Genomic DNA, 23,000 nt, shown 5'->3' with positions numbered 1-23,000 from the left:
TTCGTTGCCCCGGGGAAATCGAAGTTATCGGTGTGAGCGATGGGGCCCACGGGGTCGCTGCGACGGAATCTCTTCGCCTCTAAACCGCTCACAAATTCAGATCAGACGCGGCTTGACGTAGGAGCGACTGCCTCCTGTTAAGCGGCCAGCGCCAGCGCGGTCGCGACGGCCACCGCCCACACCACCATCGTCAGACCGGTGTCGCGCAGCACCGGGATCAGCGCCGGGCCGGTACGCCCGGACCGCACCGGGCCGGCGGCACGCAGCGCCAGCGGCGTGGCGACCAGCCCCACGGCGCACCACGGCGTCGCAAGCATCAGCGCCAGCGTCAGCGCCCCGGCCGCCGCGAGCAGCGTCTGGTAGAGCACGCGGGTGCGGGCATCGCCGAGGCGCACGGCCAGGGTGATCTTCTGCGACTGCGCGTCGGTGGGGATGTCCCGCAGGTTGTTGGCCACCAGCACCGACGACGACAACGCCCCCGTCGCCACCGCCAGCACCGCGCCCACCCAGTCCACCCGCAGCGCCTGGGTGAACTGCGTGCCCAGGACGGCGATCAGGCCGAAGAACACGAACACCGCGAGCTCGCCGAACCCCGCGTAGCCGTAGGGCCGCGATCCGCCGGTGTACAGCCACGCGCCGATGACGCAGCCGATGCCGACCGCCACCAGCCACGGCGCGCTGACCAGCGCCAGGATCAGCCCGGCCAGCGAACCGAGGAACAGGCTCACCAGCGCGGCGGTCAGTACCGCGCGTGGGGTGGCCAGCCGCGAGCCGACGAGCCGCATCGGGCCGGCGCGGTCGTCGTCGGTGCCGCGGATGCCGTCGGAGTAATCGTTGGCGTAGTTGACCCCGATGATCATCCCCACCGCGACGACCAGCGCCAGCAGCGCTTTCCACCACACCGCGGAGTGCAGCCAGGCCGCCGCGCCGGTGCCCGCCACCACGGGCGCCACGGCATTGGGCAGGGTGCGGGGGCGCGCGCCGGCGATCCACTGGGCGAATGTGGCCACAGAGGCAAAGTAAGGCATCGCGCCCCATGCACCACAATGGGCGCATGCTCGGAGTGATCGGCGGCAGCGGTTTCTACACGTTCTTCGGGCACGACACCCGTCAAGTGCACCCCGAGACCCCGTACGGCAAGCCCAGCGCGCCGATCACCGTCGGCGCCGTCGCCGGCCGCGAGGTCGCCTTCCTGCCGCGTCACGGCGCGAACCACGAATACTCGGCGCACACCGTGCCGTACCGGGCCAACATGTGGGCGCTGCGCGCGCTCGGGGTACGACGGGTGTTCGCGCCGTGCGCGGTCGGCAGCCTGCGGCCCGAGCATGGACCCGGCGTGGTCGTGGTGCCCGACCAGCTGGTCGACCGGACCACCGGCCGCGCCGACACCTACTTCGACTCCGGCGCCGTCCACGTCGACTTCGCCGACCCGTACTGCCCGACGCTGCGGGCCTCGGTCATTGGGACGGCCGGTGTGCCCCGGGTGTTCGACGGCGGCACCATGGTGGTGATCCAGGGTCCGCGGTTCTCCACCCGCGCCGAGAGCCGCTGGTTTGCCTCCGCCGGGTTCAGCCTGGTCAACATGACCGGCTACCCGGAGGCCGTGCTGGCTCGGGAACTCGAAATATGCTATGCGGCAATTGCTTTGGTCACCGACCTGGACGCCGGCGTGGCGGCGGGCGAGGGGGTGAAGGCCGTCGACGTGTTCGCGCAATTCCAGCGCAACATCGAGCCGTTCAAGGAGCTGGTGCGGGCGGCCGTCGGCCGGGTCGAGGCCGAACGGGCCTGTACCCACTGCCTCGCGCACACCGGCGTCACGCTGCCCTTCGAGCTGCCGTGAGGGTGCTGCTCACCGGCGCGGCCGGTTTCATCGGGTCGCGGGTGGACGCCGCGCTGCGGGCCGCGGGTCACGAGGTCGTCGCCGTCGACGCCCTGCTGCCCGCCGCGCACGGGGCGCACCCGGTATTGCCGCCGGACTGCCGTCGGGCCGACGTCCGCGACGCCGACGCGCTGGCCCCGCTGCTTGCCGGGGTGGATCTGGTGTGTCATCAGGCCGCGATGGTGGGTGCCGGGGTCAACGCCGCCGACGCGCCCGCCTACGGCAGTCACAACGACTTCGCCACCACGGTGTTGCTGGCGGCGATGTTCGCGGCGGGGGTTCGGCGGCTGGTGCTGGCGTCGTCGATGGTGGTCTACGGGCAGGGCAGGTACGCCTGCCCCTCGCATGGCCTGGTCGATCCGTTGCCGCGGCGGCGCGCCGACCTCGACGCCGGAAGCTTCGAGCATCGCTGCCCGGTGTGCGCGGAGCCGGTGGACTGGCGGCTGGTCGACGAGGACTTTCCGCTCCGCCCGCGCAGCCTCTATGCCGCGAGCAAGACCGCACAGGAGCACTACGCGCTGGCGTGGTCGGAGGCGACCGGCGGCTCGGTGGTGGCGCTGCGCTACCACAACGTCTACGGCCCGGGCATGCCGCGCGACACCCCCTACTCCGGGGTGGCGGCGATTTTCCGGTCGTCCCTCGAAAAGGGAGAGCCGCCACAGGTTTTCGAGGACGGCGGGCAGATGCGCGACTTCGTCCACGTCGACGACGTGGCTGCGGCCAACGTCTCGGCGACCGCCGTCGCGGACGGTTTCTCGGCGTTCAACGTCTGCTCCGGTCGGCCCATCTCGATTGCCGAGGTGGCCGCCGCCCTGTGCGACGCCCGTGGGCCCGAGCTGACACCCGTCGTCACCGGGCAGTATCGCAGCGGCGACGTGCGACATATCGTCGCCGATCCGCGCCGGGCCGCCGAGCGGCTGGGCTTTCGCGCAGCTGTCGACCCCCGCGACGGTCTGCGGGAATTCGCGTTCGCGCCGCTGCGCTAGTTGCACATAATGCCGGTTCGGGCTGCGTGTCGGGGCGAGCGACGGGCTGGCCGGTCGGGCCGCCGCGACGGGCTGGGCGGTCGCGCCGCCGCGACGGGCTGGGCGGTCGCGCCGCCGCGACGGGCCTCAAATTGCCGGGAAATTGCGAGTATGGCCGCGATTTTGAGCGCCCTCGCGGGCATGGCCGCGATTTTGAGCGCCCTCGCGATCACATCTGCCAGCTGGCCGCGGTGAGAGTGCACATAATGCCGGTCCGGGCGGCGTGTCGGGGCGAGCGACGGGCTGGCCGGTCGGGCCGCCGCGAGGGGCCTCAAACTGTCGGGAAATTGCGGGGATGGCCGCAATTTTGAGCGCCTTCGCGGGCATGGCCGCAATTTTGAGCGCCCTCGCGGCGGCAAACGCCGACGCCCAAACCCCAAGCGCCGCTAGCTCGACGGCGGCCGGAAGATCTTCGGCGGCGGGCCCTGAGCGGGCGGCGGCCGCAGCGATATCTGCCGGGTGGCAGAGTCGTCGCCGCGGAAGATCCGCGGCGACCCAGCGCCAGCACCAGCACCGGAGCCGGCAAGCTGCGGCACGGGGCCGGTGCGCGGCGGCGAGCCCAGGCCGGGCCCGGCGGGGATGCGCGTCGTCGCTGACGCCGACGGCGGGGCAGACCCCGCGGGGCCCACGGGCCGGGCGGCGTGCACCGGACGGCGCCTGCGGCGCCGCGGCCGTCGACCGCTGAGCCTGCCCGCGACGATCGCGGCCAGCAGTATGCCCAGCGCCAGCCCGCACAGCGTTACGTCGAAGGTGCTGGTGATCTGCTGGGCCAGGTTGTTGCCGTAGACGGGGTGGTTCGACGGGCCGCCGCCGGGGATCGATGCGAACCGCGGCGCCAGCAGCACGCCCATCACGACGCGGGCCACGCCGAACGTGACGAGCAGACCTCCCAGCGCCCTGACCAGCCGCGCCGAACCGGCGCCCTTGCCGAGCTTGGACCGGAACCACATCGCCACGGCCGCGGTCGCCAGGTCGAAGGCGGCCAGGGTCATGGTGTCGTAGCGCGAGTAGGGGTAGTTCAAAATCACGGCGACCACATAGTCGGTGATCCGCATCAGGACCGACCCCAGGCACCACACGACGATCAGCGCGAGGCCGTGCCGAGCCGCCGCCAGCCACGGGCCGGCGTCGGGCGGGCCGCCCTTGCGGTAGCCGGGCAGCACGCGCGGCGCGAAGATCGCGGCGGCGACGGCCCAGGCCAGATAGCCCTCGTAGCCGACCCCCGCGGTCGACGTGTTCTGGGCGATGCCGTGGAAGGCGTCTATGTCGCGCCCGACGGGGAGGAACCACACCAGCAGGCCGGCCACCAGCGTCGACGCCCCGAGCCCGACGAGCGCGAGCTGGCTCGCCTTGGCGTTCTTGAGCAGCCAGCGCGACGCGACGATGACCGCGATCAACGCCACCAGCCCGTATACCGTCGCGGTGACGATCACCGAGATGTTCTGCTTGCCGAAGTCGGCGCCGGACGCGTCGTGCAGGGCGAACCGCACTCGCCAGAACAGGTTGTACCCCGTGCTGAGCGTCGCACCGATCAGCGACGCGAAGCCGATCAGCCGGGCGGCCTTGACGGGCTGGCCCTCCGCGGGCGCGCGGGTGATCAACGGTTGCACGCTCAGCACCGAGCCGACCATCCCCAGCCACGCCCCGGGCCCGACGCCACCCGACAGGTGCACGCCACCGCCGGAGCGAACCGTCTCGAACGCGTCGTATCCGATGAAGCCCAGCACCAGCAGCCAATACGGCACGTTGAGCAGGACACGCAGCCGGCCCACCGGGGCCGCGATGGCCACCAAAGACAGCACCGTCACGGCGCCCAACGCCGCGAACAGGATGGTGCTGCTGTTCGGCACGCCGGCGCCGAAGTACAGGTTCCACGGCAACGCGCCGGCGATGAGGAGCAGGCCGACGGCGATCAGGTCGCGGCGGACGTTGCGCCGCGCCGACGGCACGGGCGCTGACGGCACAGACGCTGGCGCTGGCGCGGGCCCTGGCGCCGACGGCGCGGACGCCGGCGCTGGCACGGGCGCGGGCCCCGGCGCGACCTGACCCTGCCCGCGGATCGGACCCGTAGGCGGTTCGTCGCTGCTCTGGCTCACAAGGCCCCCCGGATATCAAGGATGGAAACTGCCGGCGCTGAGCACAGGTGCGGATGCTCTACTGAGACCATATTCTCCGTTCGAACGGCATGGCAGTGGCTGCGCGGGCAAATCCACAGCAGATGCCTAATAAGGCTGCTCCGCGGCCACCGCTCAGCGCTGTGAAAAACTGGCCGAAGCCTGGCTAAGCTGCGTTCATAGGCGAATCTAATCCTAATGCTGGATACTGCCGACTGTCGCAGTGTAATGATTTTCAGACATTGCTGGTTGCGGGGTGGCCAGGTGAAGGAGAGCCGCGGTGGACGTCGTTTTGGGGGTAGCGGTCGCGGACCGCGTCGCCCGCTTGGCGCTTGTCGGTTCGGGTGTCGGCGGCGGCGGTGTCATCGACCAATCGGTCGTCGACCTGGCTGACCGTCCAATCGAGACGCTGGCCGAGACCGTCGTCGGCACCAACCGGTTGTTGGCCGAGGAGAACCACCGGCTGGTCGCCACCCGTTTGTGCTGGTCGGACGTCCCCAGCACGGACACGCTGCGGCGGATGCTGGAGGATTCCGGTGTCCACAACGTCGCGGTGCTCGACGAGCCGCAGGCCGCCACGGCCCTGATGCGCACCACCGCCGCGCCCGGATCCGCCGTTCTCGTGGTCGGCGACGAGGCGGCGACGTTGCTGGCGCCAGCGCTGACGGCCGAGGACCCGTCTTCCCCGCCGACGGTGCTGGGGTCGTTTGCCGGCGAAGAGGCCACCGGCGCGCTGGACACCATGATGGCCCGGCTCGGTGATCAGCCGCGCGATGTCTACCTGGTGGGCTCGTCGTCCGAACTCACCTCGCAGGTTGCCGACCAACTCCAGGACTCGACGATGCGGGTCTCGGTGCCCGAGGACCCCACGTTCGCGCTGGCCCGCGGCGCCGCAATGTCGGCCCTGCCCGCGACGATGGTGGCCTCGCCCATGCTCGCCGGGGACGCGACGGCCTACGTCCCGGCGTCGCCTCAGCTCACCGGGGACGCGACGGCCTACGTCCCGGCATCGGCCGACTCGCCTTATGCCGACGACGCGACGGCCTACACGCCCTCCGCGCCGGTCGCGGACCCGGCGCCCTCGGAACCGCAGCTGGCCTACTCGATGGCGGGGGAGCACGAGCTGCTGCCGGTCGAGATGGACGACTACGCCGACGAAGGCGAATACGACGAATACGACGACGTAGACGAGGACGCCGAGACCGGCCCGGTGAAGCTCAGCCGCGGGTCGCTGCTGATCGGCAACGCCGTGGTGGCGTTCGCGGTGATCGGGCTCGCGTCGCTGGCCGTCGCGGTGGCGGTCACGGTTCGGCCGACCGCGGCGTCCCAGCCGGTGGTGGGCCATCAGAACGCCGCCCCGGGCAAATTCATGCCGCTGTTGCCGACGCAGCAGCAGGCGCCGGTGCCCCTGCCCGCGGCCGACTCGCCCAACGCCGGCTACCAGGGCGGCGTCATCCCGGACAGCAACGGCTACATTCCCCCGCAGATGCTGGCGCCCAGCGGCGGCGGTGTGCCGGCGGCGCCGGTGGCGCCCGTCCCGGTCGCGCCCGTGGTGCCCGCGCCGGTGCCCGGCTTCCTGCCGGACCCGAGGTTGCCGATCCCGGTCCCGATCTTCATTCCCTTCCCGGGCTGGCGGCCGCCGCCGATCTTCGTGCCGCCGCCGTTCCGGCCGCCGATCGTGACGACGACGCCGGCTATCCCGTCGGGCTCGACGCCGCAGCCGACGCCGTCGGGGCTGACCCCGACGACCAAGCAGCCGCTGGTGCCGACGAGCACGCCGGTGACGCCGTCGACCAAGCCGTTGGTGCCGTCGACACCGTCGAACACACCGTCCGGGCCGTCGACGCCGATCCCGACCAGCAAGGCGCCCAGCACGTCGCAGGTGCCGCAGCCGAGCACGGCGCCCCCGACCGCGAAGGTGACGACGGCTCCTCCGACGGTGACGCAGGTGCCGACCACGGCGGCGCCGACGAAGGCGCCGACGCAGGCGCCGCAGCCCACGGTCGCGCCGACGGTGCCGCCGACCAAGGCGCCGACGGTCGCGCCGCAGCCCACGGTGGCGCCGCAGCCCAAACCGCAAGTGCCGCAGACGCAGGCGCCGCAGATACCGACGTTTGCGCCGCCTAAACCGCAGGTACCGCAGGCGCCCGTGCCGCAGCAGCCCAAGCCGCTGTTTCCCGCGCCCACCCGGCGCTAGCGGGTTCTAGCGCAGCTTGGACAGGCAGAGGACGATCGGCGGCGAATAGGCCTTCGTCTGCACCCAGGGGCCGCTGCAATTGAGTGTGCTGTTGGTGCGCTTGATGACCTTGTCGGTGGCGCTGCTCGAGCCGCAGGTGGCGGGGTAGACCGTCACGTCCTGGGTGCCGTCGCTTCGCTTCGCGCCCGACACCCGCCGGATGCAATCGCCGACGGCCGCGTTCTTGATCGCCTCCGCGGACGAATCCGGCACGCCGACCGGCGAATACGATGTCGTCGGCGTCGGGTAGTACGTGTGGTTGCGGCCGGCGCGGTGCACGGAAGTGGCCAGCACGCCCCAGATCCCCACCACGAAGACCAGCGTGAGAATGCCGAAAGCGGTTCCTATGTAACCGATTATCGTGCCCGCCAGCGCCAGGCCCCGGCCGTCTTCGCCGGTCCGCTTGATCTGGGAGAGCGAGATGTGGCCGAACACGATGCCCAGCGGCGCGATCAGCAGCGAGGACACCAGCGCCGCGATGGCCATGGTGTTGGTCGGCCGTGGTGCCGGATATGGGGAATAGGGGCCCGGCGGCGGTGGATAGGCGCCCGGCGGCGGGGAATAGCCCCCCGGCGGGGGCGGATAGCCGGGCGACTGGAACGGGGCCGCCTGGGTGTGGTCGTCGAAGGGTTGCATCGGTGCTTCCTCTGGTCGCGTACGGCTTTCGGCGGGGCCAGCTACCGATACCGGTGCAGCACCCCCTCTGCACTTCGGGCCACAGTTAACCACAGCCCTGTGGGGGACCGCGCGATCGAAATCCCGAACGATAGTGTCGGATGCCATGCCCGGCGACGCGGTCACGGTGGTGCTCCCATGCCTCAACGAGGAGGAGTCGCTGCCGGCGGTACTGGCCGCGATTCCCGACGGCTACCGAGCGCTGGTGGTCGACAACAACAGCACCGACGACACCGCCGCGGTCGCCCGGCGGCACGGCGCCGACGTGGTCGCCGAGGCGCGGCCCGGGTACGGCGCGGCGGTGCATGCGGGCGTGGTCGCGGCGACGACGCCGGTGGTGGCGGTGATCGATGCCGACGGCTCGATGGACGCCGCTGACCTGCCCCGGCTGGTCGCCGAACTCGACCGGGGCGCGGACCTGGTGACCGGTCGCCGACGGCCGGTGCCCGGGTTGCACTGGCCCTGGGTCGCCCGGGTGGGCACCGTGGTGATGAGCTGGCGGCTGCGCACCCGGCACGGCCTGCCGGTGCACGACATCGCGCCGATGCGGGTGGCCCGACGGCAGGACCTGCTGGATCTCGGTGTCGCCGACCGGCGCTCGGGGTATCCGCTGGAATTGCTGGTTCGCGCCGCGGCGGCCGGCTGGCGGGTGGTCGAACTGGACATCACCTACGGCCCACGCACGGGCGGCAAATCGAAGGTGAGCGGCTCGCTGCGGGGCAGCGTCATTGCGATCCTGGACTTCTGGAAGGTGATTTCGTGAGCGGCCTGCCGGTGACCGTGCTGGTGGTCGCCAAGGCGCCGGAGCCGGGTCTGGCCAAGACCAGGCTGGCGGCGACGGTGGGGGACCGGGTCGCCGCGGATATCGCCGCCGCCGCGCTGCTGGACACCCTGGACGCGGTGGCGGCCGCGCCGGTGGCGGGGCGGGTGGTGGCGCTGACCGGCGACCTGGACGCCGCCGCGCGCGGCGACGAGATCCGCCGAAGGCTCGCCGCGTTCACGGTGACCGCTCAGCGCGGCGACGGCTTCGCCGATCGGCTCGCCAACGCCCACGCCGACGCGGGCACGCTCCCCGGAGGGCATCCGGTGCTGCAGATCGGCATGGACACCCCACAGGTCGGCGCCGACCTGCTGGCCGCCTGCGCGCGCCGGCTGCTGGCTGCCCAGGCCGTGCTCGGGCCGGCGTGCGACGGCGGCTGGTGGGTGCTCGGGGTGAGCACGCCTGCTATGGCCGAATGCCTGCGAAGCGTCCCGATGTCGCTGCCCGACACCGGCGAACTCACGCTGAAGGCATTGCGCGACAACGGCATCGACGTCGAACTTGTGGACCGGCTGGCGGACTTCGACGTCCTCGACGACGTCGCGGCCGTGCGCGACGCCTGCCCACCCGACGGCCGCTTCGCCCGCGCCACCCGCGCGGCCGGCCTCTGACAACCCTGCCGAGCAGACGCAAAAGCACCCGAAATGGCGGGTTTTAGGGGGCCTTTGCGTCTGCTCGCCGGAGGAACGGCCGCCCTGCGATCCCGACGGCGAACATCGCCAGGCCGGTCACCACCGACTGCCAGGGCAGGGTGCTGACCAGCAGCAGGCAGCCGGCGAGCCCGCAGACGTTCAGGACGCGCCACCGCCGCGGCCGGGCAGCGGATGCGGGCAGCGTGTAGGCGGCGGCGTTGGCGATCGCGTAGTAGATCAGCACCCCGAACGACGAGAACCCGATCACCCCGCGCAGGTCGACGACGGCCACCAGGATGCAGACGACCGCGCTCAGCGCCAGCTCTGCGTGGTGGGGCACTCGATAGCGCGGGTGAACGCCGGCCAGCCACCCGGGCAGGTCCCGATGGCGAGCCATCGCCATGGTGGTACGTCCGAGCCCGGCGATCAGCGCGAGCAGGGCGCCGAGACTGGCCAGCGCCGCGCCCACTGCCACGACGGGCACCAACCAGCCGGCGCCGGCGGCCCGGACCGCTTCGGCCAGTGGTGCCGCCGCACGGGCGAGCCGCTGCGGCCCCGCGGCCCACAGCGCGGCGACCCCGACGACCAGGTAGATCGCCACCGCGATCGCCAGCGCGCGATTGATCGCCTTCGGGATGGTGCGGGCCGGATTCCGCACCTCCTCACCCATCGTCGCGATCCGCGCGTAGCCGGCGAACGCGAAAAACAGCAGCCCCGCCGACTGCAGCACGCCGTAGCTCGTCGCGCCCGGCCAGGCGCCGAAATCCGGCCGCGCCGGCCTGGCGATAAGGATCCCCGCCACCACCGCGACCAGGCTGACCAGCGTGCACGCCACCAGAATTCGCGCCAGCAGCGCGGTCTTGGTGATCCCGCGGTAGTTCAGCGCGGCCAGCGCCAGCACCGCGGTCACGGCGACGATTCGCTGCAGCCACCACGGTCCGGGGACCGCGTAGCTGGCCGCGGTCAGCGCCATCGCCGCGCAGGAGGCGGTCTTGCCGACGACAAATCCCCACCCCGCGATGAAGCCCCACCACTCGCCGAGGCGTTCCCGCCCGTAGATGTAGGTCCCGCCCGAGGTCGGATAGACCGCGGCCAGGTGCGCCGACGCGGTGGCGTTGCAGTACGCGACGGCCGCGGCGATCAGCAGCCCGATCAGCAGATAGCCCCCGGCCGCGCGGGCGGCCGGACCAAACGCCGCGAACACCCCGGCGCCGATCATCGATCCGAGCCCGATCACCACCGCGTCCGTCGTGCCGAGCCGACGTGCCAATCCCGGTTGCTGCTCTGCCACGTGTGCCTACCAGTTCGTGAAGATGACGCTGTTCAACAGGAGTGCCCCGGCGGCGTTGAGCGCCAGCCACAGCCGGTGCGACGGGACCGGCAGCAGAGCCGGCGCCGCCGTGAGCCAAATGGTGAACGGCAGCCAGATCCGTTCGGTCTCGGCCTTGCTCAGCATGCTCACGTCGGCGCAGACGATCGCGGCCAGGGTCGCCAACAGCAGTAGCTGCAAGCCGGAACGACGGCGCAAGGCCGACAGGTCGAATGCCCGGCTGAGGCCGGCGACGCTCCCCAGCCCCGCCGCGCACACCGCGCACGCCAGATTGGCCCAGGACCAGTACTGGAACGGCCGGTCCTTCGCCACGCCCTGCCAATAGCGTTGCTGCACAAGCGTATAGCCATCGAACCAGTCGAATCCGGCCAAGGCGAACGTCGCCGCCACGGCCATCGCCGCCAGCACGGCCGGACCGAGCACCCGCAGCGCCCTGCGCCAGTCGGCGGCCGACGCGAGCACCGCGGCGGCCGGCAGCCCCATCAACAGCAGGCCGTAGCTGAGAAACACGGCCCAACCCAGCAGCAGGCCCGCCGCGGCGCCCGTCAGCGCGGGAAACCGGCCGTGGATCGCCAGCGCCAGCAGCGCGATGCCCCAGGCCGCGACGCCGGCGAAGTACCCGTCGGCCGACACCGCGACCCAGATCGCCGTCGGCGCCACCGCGACGAACGGCGCGGCGCGGCGCGCGGTCCGCTCGTCGGCCAGCACCCGGATCGCGACCACGACCGCCGCGGCCGCGCTGGAGCCGACGAGCAGGCACAGCAGCCCGGCCCAGGCGCCGCCGCGCAGGCCGATCCGGTCCAGCCAGACGAACGTCAGCAGGGCGCCCGGCGGATGCCCCGACACGTGCGTCACCCACGAGTTCGGCTGGAAGTCGACGATGCGGCTCGCGAAGCCCCGCAGCGTCGCCGGAATGTCGGTGATGCACCCAACCTGCGACAGGTATTCGTCGCGGGTGGTCAACCGGCCGGCGAAGCCGCGCTGCCAGCCGTCGATCATCGCCAGCGAAAACGCCCACGCGCAGGCGGTGACCCAGCTGCACAGCGTCAGCATCCGCCACGAAAGCCGTTGTGCGACGGCCGTTCCCCACACCACCACGGCGACCGCGATCAGGATCGCCGGAACCGTGCCCCAGCCGACGTGGGCGTCCCAGTAGCCGAAGATCGGCGCGGCGCCGGCCCGGGTACCGAATCGCTCCAGGCCGATGTCGCGGCGCGGGTCGATCCCCCAGTGCATCCGCGGCAACACCGCCGCCGCCCCGACCAGAACCACCCCGGCGGCCACCGCGGCCAGTTCACGCCGAGCAACCCTCACGACCGACCAGCCTATTGTTCGGCGGCGAAGCGGCGCACCAGCGCCGCCCGGTCGACCTTGCCGATCCCGCGGCGCGGCAGCGCGTCGACGATGTGCAACTCGCGCGGCGCGGCGGTGGCGTCCAGCGTGCGTGCCACATGATCGCGCAGCCCGTCCAGCGTCGGCGCCACACAGCCGTCACGCACCACGACCGCCGCCACCACCCGCTGACCCAGCCGGGCGTCGGGCAGCCCGAATACGGCGCAGTCGGCGACCGCGGAATGGCTGCCCAGCGCGGCCTCGACGGGCCCGGGCAGCACGGTCAGCCCGCCGGTACTGATCGCGTCGTCGGCGCGGCCCAGCACGGTCAGTTCACCCGAATCATCCAAGGCGCCATAGTCGTCGGTGCGAAACCAACCCGGGTCCGCGAACGGGTCGGGGTCCACCGGGTTGCGGTAGCCCCTCGCCAGCGTGGCGCCGCCGAGCTCGATGCGGCTATCCGTCGACACGCGCATCCGCACCCCGTCCAGCGCGACCCCGTCGTACACGCAGCCGCCCGCGGTCTCGCTCATCCCGTAGGTGCGCACCACCGCGATGTCGGCGGCCGCGGCGGAATCCCGAAGCGGCGCCGGCAGCGGGCCGCCGCCGATCAGCACGGCGTCCAGCTCCGCGAGCGCGGCGGTGGCCGCCGGGTCGGCGAGCGCCTTGGCCAGCTGGTTGGCCACCAGCGAGGTGTAGCGTCGCCCGGCGCCCAATCGCCGTATCGCACGAGGCAATTCGGCGACGTCGAAGCCTCCCGACACGTCCAGTTCGACGATCGCCGAGTCAGCGAGCGCGCTGCGCACCACAACCTGCACCCCGGCGATGTGATAGGGCGGCACGGCCAGCAACCAGCTGCCGGGGCCGCCGAGGCGCTCGTGGGTGGCGCGCGCGCTGGCGGTCAGCGCGGCGGCGGTCAGCAGGGCACCCTTGGGTGTGCCGGTGGTCCCCGACGTGCTCACCACGAGGGCCACGTCGTCGTCGATGTCGTCGCCGACCCGCAACGCGGGATGGGGCTGGTGTCCCGCCGCTACCGGCACCAGCGCGGCGTCACGGCCGGCCAGCACCCGGCGCAGAGCGGGTAGCAGCACGTGGGCGGCGCCGCCCGGGGGGACGCTCAGCGCACGCAGGGCGCCTATGCGCGCTCCCCGTTCTCGCGGGCGTCATCGAGCGGCCAGCCCTTGGCGGCCAGCCGTGTCCGGACCCGGTCGATGTCGTCCGGCGCCGGCAACTCGTCGGTGATCTGGGTGATGGCGACGCCGATGTCGATTTTGTCGAACTCACCGCGCCGGATCAGGTCCTGGGCCACCAGCAGGACCTCGTCGTTGGTCAGGCGGCGGGACAGCAGCGCGAGCACCGCGAAGGTATCTGTCGCCGGAACGCCTTCCGGGTACCCCGCGCGCAACCACGAGACGACCGAACTGAGGAATCGGTTCACTTTGCTATCCCTCCCACAGGGGGGTTAGGCAACTTCGCAGGACGACGACGCAGTCGATGCTACTTGGGTTTGGCGCCCAGAAAGGGATACCCGCTGTGGTGGGCGATGAAATCCCGGGCGATGTAAAGCAACGCGACGACGATTACCGCGAGCACCAGGGCGTAGATGGCCCAGGCGATCGCGATGAACACGGGGTTGCGCTGCGTGGGGGAGTTGTCGGTGCCGACCTCACCGGCGCCGACGGCCTGCAGCCGGATCCCGAGCGCGAACAGACCCGGCAGCGCGGCGCCCGCCAGCATGCTGAAGACCAGAATCTTGAGAGTGGCCCCGTAGTTGAACCATTCGCTGAAGTGGCTCATGACGCGTTCCTCGCCCCGACGGTGTCCTGCGAGTCGGGGTCGGATCCGTACCGGGCGGATCGGAGGTCGATCCTGGGACCGCCATCCGGCGGCGGATTTGCGTCCGAATGCTCGTCCGAACCGTCCAGGCCGGCCGTCAGGCTGCCTTCCCAGTCGTCGTTGACGTTCTTGTGGTCGACCTTGACCTTGCGGGACCGGACGTAGATGGTCGCCGAGACCGCGACCAGCAGCGAAAAGCCGACGATCGCGCCCGGGTAGCCGCCGATCAGGTGCACGATCCAGTAGGTGACCGCGCCGACCAGCCCGGCCAGCGGCAAAGTGACCAGCCACGCCGTCGCCATCCGGCCGGCCACGCCCCAGCGCACCTCCCCTCCCGGCTTGCCCAGCCCGCTGCCCAGCACCGAGCCGGTGCAGACCTGCGTCGTGGACAGCGCGTACCCGAAGTGTGCGGACAGCAGAATGACTGCCGCGGAGGAGGACTCGGCCGCCATGCCCTGCGGCGACTGGATTTCGACCAGCCCTTTGCCGAGGGTGCGGATGATTCGCCAGCCGCCCAGGTAGGTGCCGGAAGCCATCGCCAGGGCGCAGCTCACGATCACCCACAGCGGCGGCATGGCCGCGCTCTTGCTGATCGATCCGTAGGACATCAGCGCCAGGAAGATGATGCCCATCGTCTTCTGGGCGTCGTTGGTGCCGTGCGCGAGCGAGACCAGCGACGCCGAGCCGATCTGGCCGCGCCGGAACCCGGCCAGGGTGCGCTCCTGCCGCACACCCCGGGTGACCCGGTACACCAGCCAGGTCGCCACCGCGCCCACCAGAATGGCCAGGAACGCCGAGACGACCGCCGGGATGATCGCCTTAGACACCACGCCGTGCCAGATGACCCCCCTGGCGCCGACGGCCGCCATCGTGGCGCCGACGATGCCGCCGATCAGCGCGTGCGAGGAACTCGACGGGATACCGAGCAGCCACGTCAGCAGGTTCCAGACGATGCCGCCGACCAGGCCGGCGAACACCAATTCCAGCGTCACGATGTTGGCGTCGATCAGGCCCTTGGCGATCGTGGCGGCGACGGCGGTGGACATGAAGGCGCCGACCAGGTTGAGCACCGCGGACAGTGCGACGGCGGCCTTGGGCGCAAGCGCGCCACTGGCGATCGAGGTCGCCATTGCGTTGCCGGTGTCGTGGAAGCCGTTGGTGAAGTCGAACGCCAGTGCCGTTATGACGACGATGATCAAAAGGAACAATTCGATGTTCACAGCGCCTGATTCTGGTGGTCGGAGGTTTCCATTGTCGAATGGAGAGAGTCGCTAATCGCGGGTGTACCGGCACTCGTCGCCAGATGTTACTTCGTAGTTAACCGCCCGTTCCCCGTGGTTCACCTCGGGTGTCGCGGCGTAGCGGATGGTCGCCGGGTACCTCGACGAAGATCAGCGTGATGCCGTCCGGATCGGTCACGTGCATCTCGTGCAGGCCCCACGGTTCGCGGCGGGCCTCGCGGGTGATCGGCACCCCGCGGCCCTCCAGTTCGGCCTGGGTCGCGCGGACGTCGCGCACCTGTAGCCACAGGGCGCCGGGAAAGGGGCCCCGCGAGTGATCGGGACTACCGTAACCGGCCAGCTCCAGCAACGATTGCCCCGCGAAAAACACTGTCCCACCACCGTATTCACGGGCGATGGCCAGCCCGATCTCGTCGCGGTAGAAGGTCAGCGACCGTTGATAGTCCGCCGGCCGAAACAGCATCCGACTGGCCAGGATCTCCATGCCTTCGTGTCTATCACGCCGAGTGGTTGCGGCGCTCCATCAGCGCGTTCACCCAGCGGGGGCCGACGGTGTTGAGCGCCTTGGCCGCGATCGCCATGCGCGGGGCGATCTGCACCGGCCGGGTGCGGGCCGCGGTGATCATCCACTCGGCGGCCTCCTCCGACGTCAGGGCCGGCATCCCGTCGTACGCCTTCGTCGGGGCGATCATCGGCGTCGCCACCAGCGGGTAGTACAGGGTGCTGGAGTGTACGCCTCGTCGGCCCCATTCGGTCTCGATGATCCGGCTGACCGCAGACAGCGCGGCCTTCGACGCGTTGTACACCGAGAACAGCGGCGACGCTTCCGACAGCACGCCCCAAGTCGAGACGTTGATGATGTGGCCGTCGCCGCGCTCGAGCATCCCCGGCGCCAGCCCGCGCACCAGCCGCAGCGGCGAGTAGTAGTTGAGCACCATCGTCCGCTCGACGTCGTGCCAGCGTTCCAGCGACTCGGCCAGCGGCCGGCGGATGGACCGGCCGGCATTGTTGATCAGGATGTCGACCCCGCCGATGCGGTCCTCGACGTCGGCGGCGAGGGCGTCGACGGCGTCCATGTCCGAAAGGTCGCACGGGATCGACATTGCCGTGCCGCCGCTGGTCGTGATCCGGTCGGCGACCGCGTCCAGCAGCTCGCGGCGGCGGGCCACGACGACCACGGTCGCGCCGAGCCGGGCGAACTGTTCGGCCGCGGCCTCGCCGATGCCCGACGACGCCCCGGTCAGCAGGACGCGCTTGCCGTCGAGGTCGACCGGCTTGATCGCGGGGCGGTTGATCATGATTTGCGGCGCCGCCGGCGGCCGCATGCTGGCCAGCACCATCTGGTCGGTGAATCGGCGAAGCGGACTCTTGCTCACCGTGTGCAGTCTAGGCACGCGGTCGGCGGCAGCCGTCAGAAGTAGCGCGGGAACGGGCTCCAGTCCGGCGGGCGCTTCTGTAGGAATGCGTCGCGGCCCTCGACGGCCTCGTCGGTCATGTACGCCAGCCGGGTGGCTTCGCCGGCGAACAGCTGCTGGCCGACCAGCCCGTCGTCGAGCAGGTTGAACGCGAACTTCAGCATCCGTTGCGCCTGCGGTGATTTGGCGTTGATCTCGGCGGCCCACTGGATCCCGGTCGCTTCGAGTTCCGCGTGGTCGACGACCTCGTTGACCGCGCCCATCCGGTGCATTTGCTCGGCGGTGTAGGGCCGGCCCAGGAAGAAAACCTCCCGGGCGAACTTCTGGCCCACCTGCCGAGCCAGGTAGGCGCTGCCGTAGCCGCCGTCGAAGCTGCCGACGTCGGCGTCGGTCTGTTTGAAGCGGGCGTGCTCCCGGCTGGCCAGGGTGAGGTCGCACACCACGTGCAGGCTGTGGCCGCCGCCGGCCGCCCAGCCGTTGACCAGGCAGATGACCACCTTAGGCATGAAGCGGATCAGCCGCTGCACCTCGAGGATGTGCAGCCGGCCGGCCCGCGCGGCGTCGACCGTGTCCGCCGTCTCCCCAGACGCGTATTGGTAGCCGGAGCGCCCACGGATGCGCTGATCGCCGCCCGAGCAGAACGCCCAGCCGCCGTCCTTCGGCGACGGCCCGTTGCCGGTCAGCAGCACCACGCCCACATCCGGCGACATCCGGGCGTGGTCGAGCACGCGGTAGAGCTCGTCGACGCTGTGCGGGCGGAACGCGTTGCGCACCTCGGGCCGGTTGAAGGCCACCCGCACCGTGGCGTCGGTGACGTGGTGGTGGTAGGTGATGTCGGTCAGGTCGTCGAATCCGTCGACCGGCCGCCACTGGTCTGCGTCGAAAGGGTTCTCGCTCAAGGCTGTTGAACTCCGTCCTTGCCGATGGTGAGGTCGCCGCAGCTGATCGTTTGCGCCGAGGTCACCGCCGCGTCCTGGGCGGAGACGGCCACGACGGTATCGGATCGCCCGGTGGTGGCCACGGTGCCATTGACGTCGACCTCGGTGCGGTGCACCGACCACTGGCCGTTCTCCGGCACCGCCTGCAGCACTACCAGATGACGGCCGTCACCGAGGTCGCTGCAGCCCACCCCGGTGCCCTGGTCGCGCCGGTTCTGCAGGTCGAATAGGAAGGGCTTCCCGTAGTGGGCGTCGACCACGGTCTGCAGCCGGCACTCGGCAAAGGTGTACAGGTATGCGCCGCGGCCGTCGCTGACGATGATCTGGTTGCCGCCGTTTTCCTGCGCGTCGACGGCCAAGGCGGACAGCGGTATTGGACTGGCCGACGTGATCGGCACGTCGGAGTGCGCGCCGCTGGCCGTGGTGACGCCGACGACACGGTTGGTGCGGCTCTCGGCGTCGCGGAACAGCCCGATCCACAACGTGTCCGGGCGGCCGTCGCCGTCGACGTCGCCGATCTGACGTTGGGCCGCGCCGGGCGGCGGAGGCGCCCCGCCCGCCGGGCAGCCGACGTCCGCGTGCGACCGCGGCGCCGTGATGCACGCGGCGGCCACCAGTGACAGCACCAACAGCAGGCGTCGCATCGTGCTACACCGGGTCGAATCGAAATACGGCGCAGCGGCCGGCGAGCTTCTCGAACTCCTCGGGCCGCCCCTCTTCGACCAGCCCGGCGCACTTCATGAACCCGACACCGGTGGGCACGTGCGTCGGGTACACGCGCAGCAACGGCCGGGCCGCCTCGGGGGCCAGCTCCACCATCCGCACGCGCTCCTGCCGCCGGCCGCGTTGCAGCGTGACTTCGCCTGCGGCGCGGGCGTTTTGCACCCAATCCGCGCCCGGGAAGCCGCCGACCACATACCGTTGGCCGTCGACCGTCATCGGCGTGATCGGCGTCGAGCGCGGGGTGCCGGATTTGCGGCCCGGCACCGTGAGGACGACGGGGCTCTCGCCGCCGAAGCTCATGCCGAGCCGCGACATCTGGATGAAGATCTTGTTCGCCGGCTTCAGCCACCACGGCGGCTTGATCCGGTCAGTACTGCCCATGTCGGCGACGTTACCTGCTGATCCCCGGCCGTAGGGCCGCCGAGTGTGCGCCCAGCCGCACGTTGGGCGGGGTCCTGCCCGTGAACTAGCCGACCGCGCGCCCCGCGCCCTCCCAGAACTGTGCCCGCACCGCCTTCTTGTCCGGCTTGCCCAGCCCGGTCAACGGCAGCGCGTCGACGACCACGACCCGCTTGGGTGACTGCACCGAGCCCTTGCGGTCCTTGACCGCGGCCTGGACCTCGGCCGTCATCGCCTCCACGGCGGCGTCGTCGCGTCCGGCGTCGGCGCGCAGCACCACCACCGCGGTGACGGCCTCGCCCCACTTCTCGTCGGGGGTGCCCACCACGCACACCTGCGCGACGGCCGGATGCTCGGCGATGACGTCCTCGACCTCGCGGGGGAAGACGTTGAATCCGCCCGTGACGATCATGTCCTTGACGCGGTCGACGATGAAGTAGAAGCCGTCCTCGTCCTCGCGGGCCATGTCGCCGGTGTGCAGCCAGCCGTCGCGGAAGGCCTCCGCGGTGGCCTCCGGCTTGTTCCAATACCCGGCGGCCAAAAGTGGTCCGCTGACGCAGATTTCGCCTGGCTCGCCCTGCGGAACGGGCTGACCGTCGTCGCCCAGCAGCGCCACCCGCGCGAACAGCGTCGGCCGTCCGCAGGAGGTCAGCCGCTTCTCGTCGTGGTCGGCCTTGGCCAGGTAGGTGATGACCATCGGCGCCTCGGACTGGCCGTAGTACTGGGCGAAGATCGGGCCGAACCGCCGGATGGCCTCGGCCAGCCGCACCGGGTTGATCGCCGAGGCGCCGTAGTACACCGTCTCGAGCGACGACAGGTCGCGGGTGTGCGAATCGGGGTGGTCCATCAGCGCATACAGCATCGAGGGCACCAGCATCGTCGCGGTAATGCGCTGCTCTTCAATGACTTTCAGCACCTCGGCCGGGTCGAACTTGGCCAGCACCACCATCTCGCCGCCCTTGACCACCGTCGGCGTGAAGAACGCCGCCCCGGCATGCGACAGCGGCGTGCACATCAAGAACCGCGGGTGCTCGGGCCACTCCCACTCGGCGAGCTGGATCGACGTCATTGCGGCGATGTTCCCGGTCGTTCCGATCACGCCCTTGGGCTTGCCGGTGGTGCCGCCGGTGTAGGCCATGCCGCCGATGTTGTCCGGCGGCAGGTCGGCCACGACCAGCGGTTGCGGGTCGAACTTGGCGGCCTCCGCACTCAGATCCACCGCCACCCCCCGCAACGCCTCCGGGACCGGGCCGATCGTCAGGATCTGCTTGAGCGAGTCCACCTTCTCCAGCAGGCCCAGCGCGCGCTCGACGAACATCGGGTTGGGGTCGATGATCAGCGCGCTCGCGCCGGAATCGGAGAGCACGTACGCGTGGTCGTCCAGGGAGCCGAGCGGGTGCAGCGCCGTGCGGCGGTAACCCTGGGTCTGGCTGGCCCCGAGGATCATCAGGACCTCGGGACGGTTGAGGGACAACAACCCGACCATCGCGCCGCTGCCGGCGCCCAGCGACTCGAAGGCCTGGACGTACTGGCTGATCCGCTCGGCCAGCTGGCCACCGGTCAGCGTGGTGTCGCCGAGGAACAGCACCGGGCGGTTCTTGTGCCGCTTGAGCGCGCCCACCAACAGGTGGCCGTTGTGGGTCGGGTTGCGCAGCAGGTCGTCACTCATCTAGCCAGACTAGAACGTGTTGCAATTCTGCCCGGCCCCACCCTCCGTCAGTAGTGTTTGTGCACATGAGCGCCGCTGGGCTGGTAGCTGACACCGTCATCACCGGAACCGTGCTGACCGTCGACGACGCGAGGCCCACGGCCGAGGCGCTCGCCATTGCCGGCGGCCGCATCATCGCCGTAGGCGACCGCGCCGACGTCGCACAGCACGCCGGTCCGCACACCGAACACATCGACCTCCGGGACGGCTGCGTCCTGCCCGGCTTCATCGAGGCGCACGGCCACCCGCTGATGGAGGCCGTCGCGCTCTCGGACCGGATCGTCGACATCCGCCCGGTGACCATGCCGAACACAGAAGACGTCGTCGCCGCCATCCGCGCCGAGGCGGCCAAACGCGGCCAGCACGGCGCCTACCTCAACGGCTGGGACGCGCTGCTGCAACCGGGGCTGCCGGAGCCGACGCTGAGCTGGCTGGACGGCATCGCTCCCGACGGGCCGCTGGTGGTCATTCACAACTCCGGGCACAAGGCCTACTTCAACTCGCGCGCCGCGCAGCTCAACGGCCTGACGCGCGACACCGAGGACCCCAAGGGCGCCAAGTACGGCCGCGACGGCAGCGGCGACCTCGACGGCACCGCCGAGGAGATCGGCGCGGTGTTCCCGCTGCTGGGCGGGGCCATCACGGCCGGCGGCTATCCGGACATGCTGCGCGCCGAGTGCGCCCGCCTCAACCGGGCGGGACTGACCACCTGCTCGGAGATGGCGTTCGACCCGAACTTCACGCCGCTGGTCGAGCAGATGCGCGACGACCTGACGGTGCGGTTGCGCACCTACGAGGTCTCCAACGCGCGGATGGCCACCGGCGCCACGCCCGGCCAGGGCGACGACATGCTGCGCCAGGTGGGCATCAAGATCTGGGTCGACGGCTCGCCGTGGATCGGCAACATCGCGCTGTCGTTTCCCTATCTGGACACCCCGGCGACCCGGTCGGCGGGCATCACGCCCGGGTCCTGCGGCTGCGCCAACTACACCAAGGAGCAGCTGACCGAGATCGTCGCCGCCTACTTCCCGAACGGCTGGCAGATGGCCTGTCACGTGCAGGGTGACGCCGGCGTGGACACCATCCTCGACGTCTACGAGGAGGCGCTGGCCCAACACCCGCGCGACGACCATCGGCTACGGCTCGAACACGTCGGCGCCATCCGCCCCGAACAGCTGCAACGGGCCGCCGACCTGGGCGTCACGTGCAGCATCTTCGTCGATCAGATCCACTACTGGGGCGACGTCATCGTCGACGGATTGTTCGGCCCCGAGCGCGGATCACGTTGGATGCCAGCGGGTTCCGCGGTCGCCACCGGCATGCGCATCTCGCTGCACAACGATCCGCCGGTCACGCCCGAGGAGCCGCTGCGCAACATCAGCGTCGCCGCGACACGCGTCGCGCCCAGCGGCCGGGTGCTGGCGCCGCAGGAGCGCCTGACGGTCGAGCAGGCGATCCGCGCGCAGACCATCGACGCCGCCTGGCAGCTGTTCGCCGACGACATCATCGGCTCGCTGGAGGTCGGCAAGTACGCGGACCTGGTGGTGCTGTCGGCGGATCCGCGTGCGGTGCCGGCCGAGCGGATCGCCGACCTCGAAGTCCGCGCCACCTACCTGGCCGGCCGGCGCGTCCATTGATGCCAACGCTGCCGACACTGCCGGACCTGCTGGACCGCCTGCACGTGGTGGCGCTGCCGATGCGGGTCCGCTTCCGCGGCATCACCACCCGCGAGGTCGCGCTGATCGACGGCCCGGCCGGGTGGGGCGAGTTCGGGGCGTTCGTCGAATACGGCCCGCCGGAGGCCGCGCACTGGCTCGCCTCGGGCATCGAGGCCGCCTACCGCGAGCCGCCACCGCCGCGACGCGACCGGATCCCGATCAACGCCACCGTGCCCGCCGTCGCCGCCGAGCAGGTGCCCGACGTGTTGGCCCGGTTCCCCGGGGCGTCCACCGCCAAGGTGAAGGTCGCCGAGCCGGGCCAACGGCTGGCCGACGACGTCGACCGCGTCAACGCGGTGCGCGCACTGGTCCCGACGGTGCGGGTGGACGCCAACGGCGGCTGGAGCGTCGACGAGGCCGCCGAGGCCGCGCGCGCCCTGACCGCCGACGGCCCGCTGGAATACCTCGAACAACCCTGCGCGACGGTGCCCGAGCTGGCCGAGCTGCGCCGCCTCGTCGATGTCCCGATCGCCGCCGACGAAAGCATCCGGAAGGCCGACGACCCGCTGGCCGTGGTCCGCGCCGGCGCCGCCGACGTCGCGGTGCTCAAAGTAGCTCCCCTGGGCGGGATTTCGGCCATGCTCGACATCGCCGCGCAGATCGACATCCCCGTCGTGGTGTCGAGCGCGCTGGATTCGGCGGTCGGCATCGGCCACGGGCTCGCGGCGGCCGCGGCACTTCCGGAATTGCGCCACGCCTGCGGTCTGGGCACCGGCGGGCTGTTCGTCGAGGACGTCGCCGAGCAGGCGCCGCCGGCCGACGGCTTCTTGCGGGTGGGGCCCGTGTCGCCCGACCCGGCGCGGCTTACTGGTCTGGCCGCGCCGGCGCCGCGGCGGCAATGGTGGATCGACCGGGTCAGGGCCTGCTACCCGCTGCTGAACGCAAGCCGGCGCAGCTCAAGGCGGCGACGCTGATGGTCTGGGGCCGGGCGCTGGACGGTGTCCGCTCGCGGCGCAGGCGCAGGCTTGTACGGTCGTGA

The 23,000-nt window shown here is 71.2% G+C and carries 21 protein-coding genes and 1 pseudogene; 7 read left to right on the top strand and 15 right to left on the bottom strand.

Annotated features, from left to right (window positions below):
• Positions 1–137: 137 nt before the first annotated feature.
• Positions 138–1,010, bottom strand: a complete 873-nt coding sequence (locus AC5Y5V_RS09100; protein WP_499933091.1) for a 1,4-dihydroxy-2-naphthoate polyprenyltransferase — start codon at positions 1,008–1,010, stop codon at positions 138–140.
• Positions 1,011–1,054: 44 nt separating this feature from the next.
• On the opposite strand from AC5Y5V_RS09100, the gene AC5Y5V_RS09095 reads away from it, so the two are divergent.
• Positions 1,055–1,840, top strand: coding sequence for an S-methyl-5'-thioadenosine phosphorylase (locus AC5Y5V_RS09095; protein ID WP_499933089.1), 786 nt, complete (start codon positions 1,055–1,057; stop codon positions 1,838–1,840).
• Positions 1,837–2,865 carry an NAD-dependent epimerase/dehydratase family protein gene (locus AC5Y5V_RS09090; protein ID WP_499933087.1) on the top strand — a complete coding sequence of 343 codons (1,029 nt, stop codon included), beginning with the start codon at positions 1,837–1,839 and terminating at the stop codon, positions 2,863–2,865. The genes AC5Y5V_RS09095 and AC5Y5V_RS09090 overlap by 4 nt, the downstream gene beginning before the upstream one ends.
• A 425-nt stretch (positions 2,866–3,290) precedes the next feature.
• On the opposite strand, the gene AC5Y5V_RS09085 is transcribed toward AC5Y5V_RS09090, so the two are convergent.
• Positions 3,291–4,868 (bottom strand): DUF7937 domain-containing protein, encoded by a 1,578-nt coding sequence (locus AC5Y5V_RS09085; RefSeq protein ID WP_499933085.1) that lies wholly within the window; start codon positions 4,866–4,868, stop codon positions 3,291–3,293.
• A gap of 430 nt (positions 4,869–5,298) precedes the next feature.
• On the opposite strand from AC5Y5V_RS09085, the gene AC5Y5V_RS09080 reads away from it, so the two are divergent.
• Positions 5,299–7,215 carry a DUF7159 family protein gene (locus tag AC5Y5V_RS09080; protein WP_499933083.1) on the top strand — a complete coding sequence of 639 codons (1,917 nt, stop codon included), beginning with the start codon at positions 5,299–5,301 and terminating at the stop codon, positions 7,213–7,215.
• Positions 7,216–7,221: 6 nt separating this feature from the next.
• Here AC5Y5V_RS09080 and AC5Y5V_RS09075 read toward each other — a convergent pair whose 3' ends face one another.
• A complete protein-coding gene (locus tag AC5Y5V_RS09075) occupies positions 7,222–7,890 on the bottom strand; it encodes a DUF4190 domain-containing protein (protein ID WP_499933081.1) in 669 nt (222 codons plus the stop codon).
• 145 nt (positions 7,891–8,035) lie between these two features.
• Here AC5Y5V_RS09075 and AC5Y5V_RS09070 point away from each other — a divergent pair, with 145 nt between their 5' ends.
• The gene (locus AC5Y5V_RS09070; protein WP_499933079.1) at positions 8,036–8,692 is read left to right on the top strand and encodes a glycosyltransferase family 2 protein; all 657 of its coding nucleotides are present in this window, start codon (positions 8,036–8,038) and stop codon (positions 8,690–8,692) included.
• A complete protein-coding gene (locus AC5Y5V_RS09065; RefSeq protein WP_499933077.1) occupies positions 8,689–9,360 on the top strand; it encodes a TIGR04282 family arsenosugar biosynthesis glycosyltransferase in 672 nt (223 codons plus the stop codon). Before AC5Y5V_RS09070 ends, AC5Y5V_RS09065 begins: the two co-directional genes overlap by 4 nt.
• A 43-nt stretch (positions 9,361–9,403) precedes the next feature.
• Here AC5Y5V_RS09065 and AC5Y5V_RS09060 read toward each other — a convergent pair whose 3' ends face one another.
• The 12 genes and pseudogenes from AC5Y5V_RS09060 to fadD8 form a co-directional block, all read right to left on the bottom strand.
• On the bottom strand, positions 9,404–10,672 hold the full coding sequence (locus AC5Y5V_RS09060) for an APC family permease (protein ID WP_499933075.1): 1,269 nt from the start codon (positions 10,670–10,672) through the stop codon (positions 9,404–9,406).
• 6 nt (positions 10,673–10,678) lie between these two features.
• The gene (locus tag AC5Y5V_RS09055; protein ID WP_499933073.1) at positions 10,679–12,025 is read right to left on the bottom strand and encodes a hypothetical protein; all 1,347 of its coding nucleotides are present in this window, start codon (positions 12,023–12,025) and stop codon (positions 10,679–10,681) included.
• Positions 12,026–12,036: 11 nt separating this feature from the next.
• Complete coding sequence (menE, locus tag AC5Y5V_RS09050; RefSeq protein WP_499933508.1) at positions 12,037–13,110, bottom strand: o-succinylbenzoate--CoA ligase; 1,074 nt, start codon at positions 13,108–13,110, stop codon at positions 12,037–12,039.
• Between the two features lie 68 nt (positions 13,111–13,178).
• Positions 13,179–13,481, bottom strand: coding sequence for a DUF3349 domain-containing protein (locus AC5Y5V_RS09045; RefSeq protein ID WP_499933071.1), 303 nt, complete (start codon positions 13,479–13,481; stop codon positions 13,179–13,181).
• A 59-nt stretch (positions 13,482–13,540) separates the two neighbouring features.
• Positions 13,541–13,840: a hypothetical protein gene (locus tag AC5Y5V_RS09040; RefSeq protein ID WP_499933069.1), complete on the bottom strand. Its 300-nt coding sequence runs from the start codon at positions 13,838–13,840 to the stop codon at positions 13,541–13,543.
• Positions 13,833–15,099: pseudogene (locus AC5Y5V_RS09035) on the bottom strand (inorganic phosphate transporter); the annotation flags it as partial. The pseudogene AC5Y5V_RS09035 and the gene AC5Y5V_RS09040, both read right to left, overlap by 8 nt.
• A 97-nt stretch (positions 15,100–15,196) precedes the next feature.
• On the bottom strand, positions 15,197–15,604 hold the full coding sequence (locus AC5Y5V_RS09030; RefSeq protein ID WP_499933067.1) for a VOC family protein: 408 nt from the start codon (positions 15,602–15,604) through the stop codon (positions 15,197–15,199).
• 13 nt (positions 15,605–15,617) lie between these two features.
• Positions 15,618–16,496 (bottom strand): SDR family oxidoreductase, encoded by an 879-nt coding sequence (locus AC5Y5V_RS09025; RefSeq protein WP_499933065.1) that lies wholly within the window; start codon positions 16,494–16,496, stop codon positions 15,618–15,620.
• Between the two features lie 35 nt (positions 16,497–16,531).
• Entirely contained in the window at positions 16,532–17,434 is a 903-nt protein-coding gene (locus tag AC5Y5V_RS09020; RefSeq protein WP_499933063.1) for a 1,4-dihydroxy-2-naphthoyl-CoA synthase, read from the bottom strand.
• Positions 17,431–18,117 carry a hypothetical protein gene (locus AC5Y5V_RS09015; protein WP_499933061.1) on the bottom strand — a complete coding sequence of 229 codons (687 nt, stop codon included), beginning with the start codon at positions 18,115–18,117 and terminating at the stop codon, positions 17,431–17,433. Before AC5Y5V_RS09015 ends, AC5Y5V_RS09020 begins: the two co-directional genes overlap by 4 nt.
• Before the next feature lie 4 nt (positions 18,118–18,121).
• On the bottom strand, positions 18,122–18,577 hold the full coding sequence (locus AC5Y5V_RS09010; protein WP_499933059.1) for a nitroreductase family deazaflavin-dependent oxidoreductase: 456 nt from the start codon (positions 18,575–18,577) through the stop codon (positions 18,122–18,124).
• Between the two features lie 85 nt (positions 18,578–18,662).
• Positions 18,663–20,264, bottom strand: coding sequence for a fatty-acid--CoA ligase FadD8 (gene fadD8 / locus AC5Y5V_RS09005; RefSeq protein ID WP_499933056.1), 1,602 nt, complete (start codon positions 20,262–20,264; stop codon positions 18,663–18,665).
• Between the two features lie 65 nt (positions 20,265–20,329).
• Here fadD8 and AC5Y5V_RS09000 point away from each other — a divergent pair, with 65 nt between their 5' ends.
• Both AC5Y5V_RS09000 and AC5Y5V_RS08995 read left to right on the top strand, forming a co-directional pair.
• On the top strand, positions 20,330–21,940 hold the full coding sequence (locus AC5Y5V_RS09000; protein WP_499933054.1) for an amidohydrolase: 1,611 nt from the start codon (positions 20,330–20,332) through the stop codon (positions 21,938–21,940).
• On the top strand, positions 21,937–22,935 hold the full coding sequence (locus tag AC5Y5V_RS08995) for an o-succinylbenzoate synthase (RefSeq protein WP_499933052.1): 999 nt from the start codon (positions 21,937–21,939) through the stop codon (positions 22,933–22,935). Before AC5Y5V_RS09000 ends, AC5Y5V_RS08995 begins: the two co-directional genes overlap by 4 nt.
• Positions 22,936–23,000 lie beyond the last annotated feature (65 nt).

Source organism: Mycobacterium sp. NGS68, assembly GCF_059812195.1.
This window is presented reverse-complemented; position numbering and strand designations above follow the sequence as displayed.